The 13,917-nt window shown below is 66.9% G+C and carries 14 protein-coding genes; 5 read left to right on the forward strand and 9 right to left on the reverse strand.

Annotated features, from left to right (window positions below; genetic code table 11):
* On the reverse strand, nt 1-891 hold the full coding sequence (locus Herbaro_RS16440; protein WP_275010690.1) for a LysR family transcriptional regulator: 891 nt from the start codon (nt 889-891) through the stop codon (nt 1-3).
* Nucleotides 892-987: 96 nt separating this feature from the next.
* A complete protein-coding gene (locus tag Herbaro_RS16445; protein ID WP_275010691.1) occupies nt 988-1,191 on the reverse strand; it encodes a hypothetical protein in 204 nt (67 codons plus the stop codon).
* Between the two features lie 99 nt (nt 1,192-1,290).
* Here Herbaro_RS16445 and Herbaro_RS16450 point away from each other — a divergent pair, with 99 nt between their 5' ends.
* A complete protein-coding gene (locus Herbaro_RS16450; RefSeq protein ID WP_275010692.1) occupies nt 1,291-1,593 on the forward strand; it encodes a hypothetical protein in 303 nt (100 codons plus the stop codon).
* 60 nt (nt 1,594-1,653) lie between these two features.
* Nucleotides 1,654-1,905, forward strand: coding sequence for a hypothetical protein (locus Herbaro_RS16455; RefSeq protein ID WP_275010693.1), 252 nt, complete (start codon nt 1,654-1,656; stop codon nt 1,903-1,905).
* Nucleotides 1,906-2,072: 167 nt separating this feature from the next.
* Here the strand turns inward: Herbaro_RS16455 and Herbaro_RS16460 are convergent, their stop codons facing one another.
* Complete coding sequence (locus Herbaro_RS16460; protein WP_275010694.1) at nt 2,073-2,345, reverse strand: hypothetical protein; 273 nt, start codon at nt 2,343-2,345, stop codon at nt 2,073-2,075.
* A gap of 229 nt (nt 2,346-2,574) precedes the next feature.
* Between Herbaro_RS16460 and Herbaro_RS16465 the strand changes: the two genes are divergently transcribed.
* Together Herbaro_RS16465 and rarD are read left to right on the forward strand one after the other, a co-directional pair.
* Nucleotides 2,575-4,164 carry a sensor domain-containing diguanylate cyclase gene (locus Herbaro_RS16465; RefSeq protein ID WP_275010695.1) on the forward strand — a complete coding sequence of 530 codons (1,590 nt, stop codon included), beginning with the start codon at nt 2,575-2,577 and terminating at the stop codon, nt 4,162-4,164.
* 69 nt (nt 4,165-4,233) lie between these two features.
* Nucleotides 4,234-5,127: an EamA family transporter RarD gene (gene rarD, locus Herbaro_RS16470; protein ID WP_275010696.1), complete on the forward strand. Its 894-nt coding sequence runs from the start codon at nt 4,234-4,236 to the stop codon at nt 5,125-5,127.
* Between the two features lie 73 nt (nt 5,128-5,200).
* Here rarD and Herbaro_RS16475 read toward each other — a convergent pair whose 3' ends face one another.
* Nucleotides 5,201-6,202: a class 1 fructose-bisphosphatase gene (locus tag Herbaro_RS16475; protein ID WP_275010697.1), complete on the reverse strand. Its 1,002-nt coding sequence runs from the start codon at nt 6,200-6,202 to the stop codon at nt 5,201-5,203.
* Nucleotides 6,203-6,260: 58 nt separating this feature from the next.
* Nucleotides 6,261-8,960, reverse strand: a complete 2,700-nt coding sequence (pepN, locus tag Herbaro_RS16480; RefSeq protein ID WP_275010698.1) for an aminopeptidase N — start codon at nt 8,958-8,960, stop codon at nt 6,261-6,263.
* A 364-nt stretch (nt 8,961-9,324) separates the two neighbouring features.
* Between pepN and Herbaro_RS16485 the strand changes: the two genes are divergently transcribed.
* Nucleotides 9,325-10,002, forward strand: coding sequence for a DUF4136 domain-containing protein (locus tag Herbaro_RS16485; protein WP_275010699.1), 678 nt, complete (start codon nt 9,325-9,327; stop codon nt 10,000-10,002).
* Here Herbaro_RS16485 and Herbaro_RS16490 read toward each other — a convergent pair.
* Genes Herbaro_RS16490 through Herbaro_RS16505 form a run of 4 tightly spaced genes read right to left on the reverse strand, consistent with a single transcriptional unit; the run spans nt 9,990 to nt 13,815 of the window.
* Nucleotides 9,990-10,157, reverse strand: coding sequence for a hypothetical protein (locus Herbaro_RS16490; protein ID WP_275010700.1), 168 nt, complete (start codon nt 10,155-10,157; stop codon nt 9,990-9,992). The genes Herbaro_RS16485 and Herbaro_RS16490 overlap by 13 nt on opposite strands.
* A gap of 10 nt (nt 10,158-10,167) precedes the next feature.
* Entirely contained in the window at nt 10,168-11,142 is a 975-nt protein-coding gene (locus tag Herbaro_RS16495; protein ID WP_275010701.1) for a quinone oxidoreductase family protein, read from the reverse strand.
* A gap of 57 nt (nt 11,143-11,199) precedes the next feature.
* Nucleotides 11,200-12,114: a DMT family transporter gene (locus Herbaro_RS16500; protein WP_275010702.1), complete on the reverse strand. Its 915-nt coding sequence runs from the start codon at nt 12,112-12,114 to the stop codon at nt 11,200-11,202.
* Nucleotides 12,115-12,174: 60 nt separating this feature from the next.
* Nucleotides 12,175-13,815 (reverse strand): helicase HerA-like C-terminal domain-containing protein, encoded by a 1,641-nt coding sequence (locus tag Herbaro_RS16505; RefSeq protein WP_275010703.1) that lies wholly within the window; start codon nt 13,813-13,815, stop codon nt 12,175-12,177.
* Nucleotides 13,816-13,917 lie beyond the last annotated feature (102 nt).

A 13,917-nucleotide genomic window follows, 5' to 3' on the forward strand; every position in this document is an offset into this window, starting at 1 on the left:
TCAGGCGGCCGCCGGGCCGGCGTCGAAGACCTGCGCAGCCTGCTCGGCGAACATGCGCGCCAGCGCCACGTGAGGCGAATGGCGCGCCACGATCAGGCCCACGCGGCGCACCGGCGGGCGATCCGGCAGCGCGATCCTGATCAGCGCCTGCCCGCCCTCCCAGTGCTGCGACCAGTCCGGCAGCAGCGACACCCCCAGCCCCTTGCCGACCATCGCGGCCACGGCCAGCAGGCTGTCGATCTCCAGCCGCTGGTGCGGCACGATGTCGTGGTCGCGCAGGTAGCGCTCGGCCAGCTGGCCGCCCAGCACATTGCGGTTGTAGCGGATGAAGGGTTCGCGCCGCAGCAGCTCGTGCGGATCCGTCTCCCGGGTACCGGCCGGCGCGATCACCACCAGCGGCTCTTCCATCAGCGCCATCCATTCGCAGGTCTTGGGCATGGCGAACTGCGGCTCCACCACCACTGCCGCATCCAGCTCGCCGGCGGCGACCTTGCGGCAAAGATCGACCGAGGCGCCCGGCTCGACGAACAGGCTGGCATGCGGATAACGCCGATAGAAACCCTGCAGCAGCAGCGGCAGCACGCTGGTCATGGCCGAGAAGAACACACCCAGGCGCAGCTCGCCGAGCTCGACCCGGCCGTCGCGCGCCAGCGCCTGCATGTCGCGCGCCGAGCGCAGCAGCGCGTGGGCGCTCTCCAGCACCTTCATGCCTTCGGCAGTGGGACGCACCGAGCGGCCGGAACGCTGGATCAGCGGCGCGGCCAGCTCTTCCTCCAGCGAGCGCACGCGCGCGGCCACCGCGGCCGCGGTCAGGTCGAGCTTGCGCGCGGCGGCGGCCAGCGAACCGGCTTCCACCACCGCCACGAAACTCTGCACGTATCGGATATCCATCGGGGTCTTTTCATCGTCGGGACTTGTCAGGGCAGTGTACCCGTTGCTTCTTCGACCCGCCGCGGAAATGTCTTGTAACGAAATGCGGGAGCTTTGTCAGCTTCGCGCCTCGGCCATGCCAGGCCCCTTGCCGACTGCAGAGTTCGCATCCACGATGCCGCGCAGCCGCAACGCCGGCAAGGCTTTGCGGCCGATGGCCGACATCGCGCTCAGGTGAAGCAAGCCGGCAATGGCCGCTGCCGGCGACCATTCCGGCCCGCCTTTGCTGTCGGACGCGCGCGAATCGTCCGACACGAACAAGCTCGGGTCTCCGACTGCCGAGCGCCGCGCCGCTTCCTATCATGACTTTACGCTTTCGCACTTGTGAAGCGAAACGACACCAATGAAAGGAGCACAGCCATGTCCAGAAAGATCATCACCGCAGCATTGCTGGCCAGCGCAGCATTCGCCGGCGCCGCCTACGCGCAGTCGTACGATCAGGGAGGCGCCGCTTACCAGACGCAGCAGCAATACGATTCGTCTGCGCAAACCCAGTACTACAACTATCAGGGCGACCAGACCACGCCGCCCAGCTATTCGCAGGAGCAGGGTTACAACGGCCAGTACGTGGACCACCGCGCTTCTGAGATGCGCGCCAACCAGCCGGACGTGTACGCACGCGACCTGAAGGACGGCCCGATGGGCACCTCGCCCGGTTCCTGATGCGTGGGCAGGAACGCTGCGCGTGAGCGCAGTCCATGACAACGACACAAGGAGCACGGCATGAAGAGCAAGCTGAAATTGTTAGGCGCATTGATGGTCGCGGGCGCATTCAGTACCGGCGCCCTCGCCCAGACTGCGGCCACGCCGCCGGCCGGCGGCGATGCGGCGCCGACCAAGGCGGAACAAAAAGCCGCCAAGAAGGCGCAGAAGAAGCAGAAGCGCGACCAGCAGAACCAGCTCAACAAGGGCGCAGGCGGCCCGCCGGAAACCTCGGGCAAGCCGCTGCCGGCAGCCGGCACCGGCAGCCAGTGAGCAGGCGCAGCAGCAACCAAGCCCCGTCCTTGCGACGGGGCTTTTTCATGTGCGTCATGTGCGGGACTTATAGCGGGACTTAGCGATACTTATTGCGGTGACCGGCTGGAGCGGCTCGCGGGGCTTTCGGCCGATGCAGGTGGGCTTCCTGCAGCCATTGCCGCGCGTCAACCCTGCTGGGGTTCGACGGCGCATTCCGGCTGCAGCCTGAGCGGCTCGCCGCCGGGGCAAACGCCGGGCGTACCGACGATGCTCATCTCGATCACGGCGCCGTCGCGCTGCGGCATGTCGGCGTCGATGCCCAGATCGAAGCGACGGATGTCCACGTGGTACTTCTCGGCGGTGATCTTGTACAGCGCGGCGGCGATGGCGGTCTCCAGTTGCTGTACCGAAACGTTCTTCAACGCGCGCTTGGCGGCTTTCTTGTCCAGGGTATTCATTGCGGCTCCTATCGGCGCATGGCCGTCTACCTCGACAGATTAACCAAGCAGGTGTAAAAACAGCATCGGGGATTCCCTGATCAGGGGCGCCGTCCGGCAAGCGCGGCACTCAGGTAAATCCCGATGTGAAAAGGCGAGCCCATCCACTACCCTGCTTGCAGGATCGATGGAGGGCTGGCCGTTTCACCCGCCGTCGGTAGTTGCAGGATCAACCGATAAAGCGCCCGCCATGTTCTTGACGAAAAGAACTTCACCTGTCTGCATCGCCACGCTGTTTGTGGTGCTGGCCTGCCTCGCCCTGGTCGGGCTGGACAGCTGGCGCACCTGGCAGGCGCGCGAAGACCTGCTCAAGGAAGCCGCGGTCGATACCTCCAACATGGCGCAGGCGCTGGCGCAGCATGCCGACCAGACCTACCATGAGGCCGACCTGGCCTTGCAGGTGCTGCTGGAGCACGTGGCCGAGGACGGCCTGGGCGAGCGCTCGCTGCAGCGCATCGGCCGCCAGCTGATGGCGCAGGTCAACGAGCTGCCGCAGCTGCACGGCCTGTTCATGTATGACGAGACCGGGCGCTGGCTGGTCAGTTCGCAGCGCACGCTGCTGACCCAGTACAACAATGCCGACCGCGCCTACTTCATCTATCACAAGCAGCACAACGACATGCTGCCCTACGTGGGCGCGCCGGTGCAGAGCCGCTCCACCGGCGACTGGATCTTCACCATCAGCCGCCGCGTCAACAAGCCCGACGGCTCCTTCGGCGGGGTGGTCTTGGCCACCTTGTCGCTGAACTACTTCAAGAACTACTACCAGAGTTTCAACGTCGGCCGGCGCGGGGCGATCCTGTTCGCGCTCAACAACGGCACCACGTTGATCCGCCGCACCGTCGACACCGCCACCACCAACAAGAGCCTGGCCGATGTCCCCATCTTCCGCGACTATGCCGCCAAGAGCGAGAGTGGCACCGTGGAACTGGTGGCGGTATCGGACGGCGAGCTGCGCATCAACAGTTACGTGCACCTGCGGCGCTATCCGATGTTCATGACGGTGGCCGTCTCCAAGGACGAGGTGCTGACCAACTGGCGCCACGACGCCTACATGCGCACCATCGGCGTGCTGTTCCTGGCAGGCGTGCTGGCCACCATGGGCCGGCGCATGGTGCGCCAGGTGAAGTCGCAGGTGCGCTCGGAATACGAAGCGGTCAGCGCCCGCACCAAGTCCGACCAGCTCAATGCGACGCTGGTCCAGCTGGCCATGCACGATGGCCTCACCGGCCTGCCCAACCGCCGCCATTTCGACCGCACGGTCGCCGCCGAACTGGCGCGCCAGGGCAAGGAAAAGGGCGCGCTGTCGCTGATCATGATCGACGTCGATCACTTCAAGCTGTACAACGACATCTACGGCCACACCAAGGGCGACGAGTGCCTCAAGGCGGTGGCGCGCGCCATCGGCGCCTCGCGCAAGCGCTCGCGCGACCTGGCTGCTCGCTACGGCGGCGAGGAGTTCGCGCTGGTGCTGCCCGATTGCGACATCCACGGCGCCATGTCGCTGGCCTACAGCGTGCGCCAGGCGGTGACCGACCTGCACCTGCCGCACTCGGGCGCCAAGAGCGGCCACGTGACCATCAGCGTGGGCGTGGCCTCGCTGCATCCGGTGCAGGAGAACGACAGCGTGCTGGCGCTCATCGAGCATGCCGACCAGGCGCTTTACCAGGCCAAGCAAAGCGGACGCGACCGTATCGTCACCTATCCGGGCAATCTCAAGATCATCGATCCGACGGCGCCGCGCAAGTTCGCGCCGGCGCGCAGCCGCCAGAAAAGCTGAATCCCGGCGCGGCGATCACGCGCATACCGTAGAATCGCGCTTTTGCCCGGGCGCATCGGCCGCCATTCCATGAACCACCAAGAAATCAGACTAGGCATCGGCTTGTCCGTCTTCGCCTCGGCGCTGTTCGCCTTCCTGTCCGGCTATACCCGCCTGCTGGCGCCGCTGGACGGCCTCGACATCTTCTCCTGGCGCATCCTGTGCACCACCGCCGCGGTGCTGGCGCTGATCGCCTGGCGCCGCCATGGCGGCCAGCTGCGCGCGGCCTGCGCCGAGGTGCTGGCCGATCCGCGCAAGCTGCTGGTGCTGGCCGGCATGGCCGCGATGCTGGGCGTCCAGCAATGGCTGTTCCTGTGGGCGCCGGTCAACGGCCGCGCGCTGGAGGTATCGCTGGGCTACTTCCTGCTGCCGCTGGCGATGGTGCTGGTGGGGCGTTTCCACTACGGCGAGCGGCTCGACCTGCTGCAGCGGCTGGCGGTGGCCTGCGCCTTCGCCGGCGTGGCGCACGAACTGTGGATGACGCGCGCCTTTTCCTGGACCACCTTGCTGGTGGCGTTGGGCTATCCGCCGTATTTCGTGCTGCGCCGCCGGCTGCGGATGGATTCGCTGATGATCTTCGCCATCGAACTGATGCTGCTGGTGCCGGTGGCCGCCGTCGCGCTGGCGTGGAACGGCGCGTTCGCCGCCACCGTGCGCGAGCCTTCGATGTACCTGCTGCTGCCCGGCCTGGGCGTGGTCAGCATGGTGGCGCTGGCCTGCTATCTGCGCGCCGGCAAGCTGCTGCCGATGGGCCTGTTCGGCATCCTGGGCTATGTCGAGCCGGTGCTGCTGGTGCTGGTGGCCATGGCGGTGCTGGGCGAGTCGCTGCGGCCGGAGCAACTGGGCACCTATGTACCGATCTGGCTGGCGGTGGCGCTGACCGCCGTGCACAGCGTGCGCCTGACGCGCCGCCCGGCGGGCTGATCCCGATTCCACGATAAAAAAACGGCGCCCGCGGGCGCCGTTTTCCATTGCGACGGGACTGGCCTGTCGTCGCTTATTGCTGGTGATAGGAGGTCACGCGCTCGACCTCGTTCTTCGATCCCAGGAACACCGCCACGCGCTGGTGCAGCTTCTCCGGCTGGATGTCGAGGATGCGCTGGTTGCCGTCGGTGGCGGCGCCGCCGGCCTGCTCGACGATGAAGGCCATCGGGTTGGCCTCGTACATCAGGCGCAGCTTGCCCGGCTTGCCCGGTTCGCGGGCATCGGCCGGGTACATGAAGACGCCGCCGCGGTTCAGGATGCGATGCACGTCGGCCACCATGGAGGCGATCCAGCGCATGTTGAAGTCCTTGCCGCGCGGGCCGGTGACGCCGGCCAGCATTTCATCGACGTAGCGCTTGACCGGCGGGAACCAGTGGCGCTGGTTGGAGGCGTTGATGGCGAACTCCTTGGTGTCGGCCGGGATCTGGATGTCCTTCTGGGTGAGCACCCAGGCGCCCATTTCGCGGTCCAGCGTGAAGCAGTGCACGCCGTCGCCGGTGGTCAGCACCAGCACGGTCTGCGGGCCGTAGACCGCATAGCCGGCGGCGACCTGCTTGGTGCCGGGCTGCATGAAGTCCTTTTCGGTCGGCTCGGTCATGCCGTCCGGCGCCTTGAGCACCGAGAAGATGGTGCCGATGGAGACGTTGACGTCGATGTTGGAGGAGCCGTCCAGCGGATCGAACATCAGCAGGTATTCGCCCTTGGGATAGCGGTTGGGGATGCGGTGGATGGTCTCCATTTCCTCGGAGGCCATGGCCGCCAGGTGGCCGCCCCATTCGTTGGCTTCCAGCAGGATCTCGTTGGAGATCACGTCCAGCTTCTTCTGGACTTCGCCCTGCACGTTCTCGCTGCCGGCGGTGCCCAGCACCTCGCCCAGCGCGCCCTTGCCGACGGCGTGCGAGATCGACTTGCAAGCGCGGCCGACGACTTCGATCAACAGGCGCAGCTCGGACGGAATCTTGTTGTGCAGACGCTGCTGCTCGATCAGGTGTTGCGTGAGGCTGATGCGTTTCATGGTGTCTTCCTTTTCAAGTCTTGATCAATCCTGGGGTATGTGTTTTGTCTGTGTTCTTTCAGTTCGCCAGCGCCTTGGTGATCACTTCCGCGACGTCGCGCGAGAGCTTGGGCGAGGCCGCCACCTGCTGCAGCGCCAGGCGCATCTTTTCCTGCAGCGCCGGGGTGTACTTGCGCCAGCGGTCCAGGCTGCGCGCCAGGCGCGCGGCGACCTGCGGGTTGCTGGAGTTGAGCGCGACGACCTGCTCGGCCCAGAAGCTGTAGCCGCTGCCATCGGCCGCGTGGAAGGCGGAAGGATTGCCGTTGCAGAAGCTGAAGATCAGGCTGCGCGCGCGATTCGGGTTCTTCAGCGTGAACGCCGGATGGCCGGCCAGCGTGCGCACGGTATTGACGTCGGCGCCGCGCGCCGTGGCTTGCAGCGTGAACCACTTGTCGATCACCAGCGCCTCGTTCTCGAACTCGGCGTAGAAGCGCTGCAGCGCCTCGCTCTTGCCGGGGGCGGCGCTGTTGATCAGCGCCGACAGCGCGGCCAGCCGGTCGGTCATGTTGTTGGCGGCAACGTCCTGCTGCGCGGCCAGGGCCAGCGCCTCGGCGTCGTCCAGCTCGGCCAGGTAGGACAGGGCCACGTTCTTGAGCGCGCGCTTGCCGCTGGAGGTGGCGTCCGGGCTGTAGTCGCCCGGGGTCTGGCTGGCGCGGAAGGCGGCCAGCAGGTCCTCGCGCAGCTCGCGCGCCAGCGAGCGGCGCAGGAACTGGCGCGCGACGTGGATGGCGTGCGGGTCGATCACTTCCATCTGCTCGGCGATCATGGTCTCCGACGGCAGCGTCAGCACCAGTTCGCGGAAGGACGGATCCAGCGTTTCATCCCTGAGCGTGGCGCGCAGCGCGGCGGCCAGCGCGCCGTCCTGCTCGATGTTGTTGAGCACGGTGTCGACCGCCACCACATGGCCCGACTGGCGCGCGGCCTGCACCGCCACGGTGAGGTTGAGCAGGCGACGGGTCGCCAGGCGCTGGCCGGCTTCCCAGCGATTGAAGGCGTCGCTGTCGTGCGCCATCAGGAAGGCAAGTTCGGCGTCGGTGTAGTCGACCTTGAGCACCACCGGCGCGGAAAAGCCGCGCAGGATCGAGGGCACCGGCTTTTCGGACACGCCGGTGAAGCGGAAGGTCTGCTTGGTCTTGGTCAGTTCCAGCACGCGGGTGGTGGCGCCGGACTTGCCGGCCGGCTTCTCGCCTTCCAGCGTAAGCGGCATGTCGCGGCCCTTGGCGTCGAGCAGGCCGACGGCCACCGGGATGTGGAAGGGCTGCTTTTTCTTCTGGCCGGGCGTGGCCGGGCAGCTTTGCTCCAGCGTCAGCTCCAGGGTCTTGCCCTTGGCGTCGTAGCGCGCGCTGGCATCGACCTGCGGCGTGCCGGACTGGCTGTACCAGCGCTCGAACTGGCTCAGGTCGCGCTTGCCGGCGTCGGCCATGGCGGCGCGGAAATCGTCGCAGGTGACGGCTTGGCCGTCATGCCGCGCGAAGTACAGGTCCATGCCCTTGCGGAAGCCTTCGCGGCCCAGCAGGGTCTGGTACATGCGCACCACCTCGGCGCCCTTCTCGTAGATGGTGACGGTGTAGAAATTGTTGATCTCGACGTAGGAGTCGGGACGCACCGGGTGCGCCATCGGGCCGGCGTCTTCCGGGAACTGCGCCTGGCGCAGCACGCGCACGTCGTCGATGCGCTTGACGGCGCGGCCGCTGTCGGTGCCGACCATGTCGGCCGAGAATTCCTGGTCGCGGAAGACGGTCAGGCCTTCCTTCAACGACAGCTGGAACCAGTCGCGGCAGGTGACGCGGTTGCCGGTCCAGTTGTGGAAATACTCGTGGCCGACCACCGCCTCGATGTTGGCGAAATCGACATCGGTGGCGATGCGCGGATTGGCCAGCACGTACTTGGTGTTGAAGATGTTCAGGCCCTTGTTTTCCATCGCGCCCATGTTGAAGTCGCCCACCGCCACGATCATGAAGCGATCCAGGTCCAGGTCCAGGCCGAAGCGCCTGACATCCCAGTCGATGCTGTTCTTGAGCGAATCCATGGCGTGCTGGGTCTTGTCGAGGTTGCCCTCTTCGACCCACACCTGCAGCAGGGCGTCGCGGCCGGACTTGAGCCTGACGGTTTCTTCCTGGCACACCAGGTCGCCGGCCACCAGCGCGAACAGGTAGGACGGCTTCTTGAACGGGTCTTCCCACTTGGCGTAGTGGCGCCCGCCGGGCAGCTCGCCCTGCTCGACCAGGTTGCCGTTGGACAGCAGCACCGGATAGCGGGCGCGGTCGGCGCGCAGCATGACGGTGTACTTGGCCATCACGTCCGGGCGGTCCGGGAAGTAGGTGATCTTGCGGAAGCCTTCCGCTTCGCACTGGGTGAAGAAGTTGCCGTTGGAGACGTACAGGCCCATCAGCGAGGTGTTCTTGTCGGGATGGGTGAGGGTCTCGATTTCCAGCACGGCCTTGGCCGGGGCCGCGGGGATGGTCAGCACGCCGCCGGCCAGGCGGTAGTCGCCGCGCGCCAGGGTCTTGCCGTTCAGGCGCAGCGCCACCAGTTCCAGCTCCTCGCCGAACAGGACGATGTCGCGCCCGGCCGCGGCCGGGTTGCGGCGCATGGCGATGCGGGTGGCCACGCGGGTGTCGGAGGGGTCGAGGTCGAAACCCATCTCGACGGTGTCGACCAGGTAATTGGGGGCGGCGTAGTCTTTACGATTGATCGTCTGAGGCGTATCGGTGCGCATGGAAACCTGTCCGGGAAAAAGAATGGAGTGAACTGCGAGGCAATAACGACGAATGTAAATGGCAATACGAAATGGGAAATCCGAATGGCATTGCAGACGGCAAATGCGGCCAAGGCCAGATTTTACCAATCAACGCGGCGCACGCGGGCGGAAATCGGTCGCCCGACAGCCTCACAGACCCGTTGCGGCGGCGATCGTTCGCAGCCGGCGCGCGGCAAGCGCGGCGGCGCACTACAATAGTGCCTGGCGCGGCGGGATAGAAAGCCTGACGCGCGGGTCGAACCGGAACCGGGTGAGCGCGCCCGGCCACATCAAGCAGCCCAGCCTCACGCCCGGCCCTGCGCATCTTGCATTGGAGATTCCCATGAAACGCTGGCTCTTTTCCCTGATCGCGGCCGCCAGCCTGCTGCTGTCCGGCTGCGCCTCGGTGGTCGACAGCAATGTCACCTCGTTCCACGCCTGGCCGGCCGATGCCAACGGGAAATCCTTCGTCTTCGCGCCGGCCAGGGAGCAGGAGGGCAACCTGGAGTACGCCAGCTACGCCCAGCTGATTCGCCAGCAGCTGCAGGCGCTGGGCTTCAGCGAGGCGCCCGACCGCAAGTCGGCGCGCCTGGCGGTGAGCTTCGGCTACGGCATGAACACCGAGCAGGTGGTGGTGACGCGCCCGGCCTACGATCCCTTCTTCTATGGCCCGGGCTGGGGCCGCTTCGGCCCCCACCCTTATGGCTTCTACGGCCCTTACGGCCCGTTCTACGATCCGTTCTGGTACGGCGGCCCGATGCAGACCACCAGCTATCCGGTGTTCCTGCGCCGGCTGCAGATCGGCATCGCCAACGCCGACGACGGCCGCCAGCTGTATGACGTGGTGGTCGACAGCGACGGCAACCGCGGCGGCCTGGCGGCGGCCATGCCCTACATGGTGCGCGCCGCCTTCGCCGACTTCCCCGGCCCCAGCGGCGTGACGCGCCACATCTCGATCAAGGTCGACAAGCCGGGCGACAAGCAAGAAGCCGGGCGGCCGGCCCCTCCTCAGGAAAAATAGGCCTCGCTGGCGAAGGTGATCGCCACGATCAGCAGCACCGCGCCGATCAGCACCAGCAGCAGGCGCCCGAAACGCGGGACGCCCTCGGCCCCGGCGGGCTGCTCCGCCGGGTGGCGCATGGGATTGCTGCGCTGGGGATCCTGTGGCTTGTCCATGCCGCCCGCCTCAGGGGATCAGGATGGTGGAACCGGTGGTGCGGCGACCTTCCAGGTCGGCATGCGCCTGCCCCACGTCCTTCAAGGCATAACGCTGGTTGATCTCGATGCTGACCTGCTTGCTCTCGACCATGGCGAACAGGTCGGCGGCGGTGGCGTTGAGGTCCTCGCGGGTGGCGACGTAATTGCCCAGCGACGGCCGGGTCAGGAACAGCGAGCCGCGCGAGGCCAGTTCCGATACCCCGAACGGCGCAACCGGGCCGGAGGCGTTGCCGAAGCTGACCATCGTGCCGCGCGGGCGCAGGCAGTCCAGCGAACCCATGAAGGTATCCTTGCCGATCGAGTCGTACACCACCGGCACGCCTTTTCCGCCGGTGATCTCCTTGACGCGCTCGACGAAATTCTCGGTCTTGTAATTGATCACGTGCGCCGCGCCATGCTGCGTGGCCAGCGCCGCCTTCTCGTCGCTGCTGACGGTGCCGATCAGGTTCACGCCCAGCGCGCGCGCCCACTGGCAGGCGATCAGGCCGATGCCGCCGGCGGCGGCGTGGAACAGGATGGTGTCGCCGGCCTTGAGCTGGACGGTCTGGCGCAGCAGGTATTGCACGGTCATGCCTTGCAGCATCATGGCCGCGGCGGTGTCGAAGCTGATCGAGTTGGGCAGCTTGACCAGGATGTCGGCCGGCATCACGCGTTCTTCGGCATACGCGCCGTTGGGACGGCCGGCATAGGCCACGCGGTCGCCCACCTTGAAATCGGCCACGCCGGGGCCGACCGCCTCGATGGTGCCGGCCGCCTCCTGGCCCAGGCCGCCGGGCAGCGGCTGCGGGTACAGGCCGGAGCGGAAATAGCAATCGATGAAGTTCAGGCCGACCGCGCCGTGGCGGATGCGCACTTCGCCCGCTCCCGGCTCGCCGACCTCGACGTCCACATATTCCATTACCTCGGGGCCCCCGGTCTTGCTGATGCGGATTGCTTTTGCCATGTCAGTCTCCTTGTTGGATGCGGTGATCGGATGTGATTCGGGATAGCGGGCGGACGTTCAAACCTTCTTGCGCGAGAGCAGCCACATGCCGGCCAGCACCAGCGCGGTGCCGGTCAGCTGGATGCCGGTGATCGGCTCGTCGAGCAGCGCCGCGCCCATGAACAGCGTCGACACCGGCCCCACCAGTCCGGCCTGGGCCGCGGTGGGAGCGCCGATGCGTTCGACCGCGACCATGGTCAGAAACACCGGCAGCACGGTGCAAAACACGGAATTGAACAGCGACAGCTGGTAGACGCCGGCGGCCTGCGTGAGCAATTCGCCGGGGCTGCGCAGGATGAAGAACTGGATCACGCAGGCGACGCTGGAGACGCACATCGCATAGGCCACCAGGCGCACCGCGCCGACGCGCCGCACCAGTTCGCCGGAGGAAATCAGGTAGATCGAATACGTGAAGGCCGACCCCAGCACCAGCGCGCTGCCCAGCATGACGTTGCTGCCGCCGGTGTTGAGGTCGTGCATCAGCACCAGCACGGTGCCGAAATAGGAGACCAGCAGCGCCGCCCATTCGATCCAGCCGACTTTGCGCTTGAAGAACAGGAAGGCGATCAGCATCACGAAGGACGGCGTGAGGAACAGGATCAGCCGCTCCAGGCCGGCGGAGATGTATTGCAGGCCGAGGAAATCGAGGAAGCTCGAAAGGTAATAGCCCATCAGCCCCAGCACCGTGATGCGCAGGTAGTCGGCGCGCGCCAGCGGCGGGTTGGTGCGGGATTTCCAGATCGCCACCGCGAAGAACATCGGGAAGGCGAACACCATGCGCAGCGTGATCACCATCACCGCGTCGACCTGGTAGCGGTACATCAGCTTGGCGACGATGGCCTTGGCGGAAAAGAAGATGGCGCCGACGATGGCAAGCAGGAGGCCGCCGAGGAAGGCCTGGCGGTGAGCGGGGGGATGGACGGCAGAAGTCATGGCCGCGATTGTAAACCGTCCCGGGCGCGGCCGCCGGGGACGGTCCGGCGGCGCGCCCGCTCAGCGCTTTTTCATCAGCGAGCCGAGCACGCCGCGGATGATCTCGCGCCCAACCTGCGAGCCGATGCTGCGCGCGGCCGACTTGACCATGGCCTGCAGCGGAGAGTCGCTGCGGCGGCTGCCGCCGCCGTTGCCGAAGATGCCACCGGCGGCGTCCTTGAGCAGGTCGCCCAGGCCGCCGCCCTGGTCGGGTTGCTGCTGGGGCTGGGGCTGCGGCGCGGCTGCGCCGCCGGTGGGACGCGGGCTGCGGACAGGGGCAGGCGGCGCCGGCGCGCGCCCGGCCGAAGCGCCCCAGGCGTTGTCGTCGGCCGGCGGCTGCGGTTGCTGCTGCGGTGGCTGCACCGGGGCCGGCGCCGGCTGCTGCGCGGCGCGACCTTTAAGGCGTTCGTAGGCCGATCCGCGGTCGATCGCCTGTTCGTACACGCCGGCCACCAGCGAAGAGGCCATCAGCGCGCGCCGCTCGTCGTCGCTGACCGGGCCGATCTGCGAGGCCGGGGTCAGGACGTAGCCGCGCTCGACCACGTTGGGCCGGCCTTTCTCATCGAGGAAGGACACCAGCGCCTCGCCCACGCCCAGCTCGGTGATGGCCTGGGCGGTATCGAGCTTGGGATTGGGGCGGAAGGTCCCGGCGGCGGCCGCGACGGCCTTCTGGTCGCGCGGGGTGTAGGCGCGCAGCGCGTGCTGCACGCGGTTGCCGAGCTGGCCCAGCACGGTGTCGGGGATGTCCAGCGGATTCTGGGTGACGAAGTACACGCCCACGCCCTTGGAGCGGATCAGGCGCACCACCTGCTCGATCTTCTGCAGCAGCGGCTTGGGCGCCTTGTCGAACAGCAGGTGGGCCTCATCGAAGAAGAAGGCCATCTTCGGCTTGTCGAGATCGCCCACTTCGGGCAGGTGCTCGAACAGCTCGGAGAGCATCCACAGCAGGAAGGTGGAATACAGGCGCGGCGCGTTCATCAGGCGGTCGGCGGCCAGGATGTTGACGATGCCGCGGCCGTTGGCGTCGGTCTGCATCCAGTCCTCGATGTTGAGCATCGGCTCGCCGAAGAAGCGGTCGCCGCCCTGCTCGTCGATGCCGATCAGGCCGCGCTGGATGGCGCCGATGCTGGCCGCCGAGACGTTGCCGTATTCGGTCTTGAACTCGGCCGCATGCTCGCCCACGTGCTGCAGCATGGCGCGCAGGTCCTTGGTGTCGAGCAGCAGCAGGCCGTTGTCGTCGGCGATCTTGAACACCAGCTGCAGCACACCCTGCTGGGTGTCGTTCAGGTTGAGCATGCGCGCCAGCATCAGCGGCCCCATGTCGGAGATGGTGGCGCGCACCGGATGGCCCTTCTCGCCGAAGACGTCCCAGAACGCCACCGGCGCCGCGGCCCAGGCCGGCTCCGGCAGGCCCAGGTTGGCCAGCCGCTCCTTGAGCTTGGGCGAGGCCGCGCCGGCGCGACCCAAACCGGAGAGGTCGCCCTTGACGTCGGCCATGAACACCGGCACGCCGATGTCGGAGAGCGCCTGCGCCAGCACCTGCAGGGTCACGGTCTTGCCGGTGCCGGTGGCGCCGGTGATGCAGCCGTGGCGATTGGCCAGCTGCGGCAGCAGGCAGAGTTGCCCGCCGGAATTGCTGGCGATGGGGAGCGGATTTGTCATGTCAACAAGCCATTCGTGGGAGAAATCGAAGAGAGGCGGTATGGTAAAATGCCCGCCCGATTATAGTCAGAACGTGGCCTCGATATCTCCGAAATCGGCCTT

The organism is Herbaspirillum sp. WKF16, assembly GCF_028993615.1.
Lineage (GTDB): Bacteria > Pseudomonadota > Gammaproteobacteria > Burkholderiales > Burkholderiaceae_D > Herbaspirillum.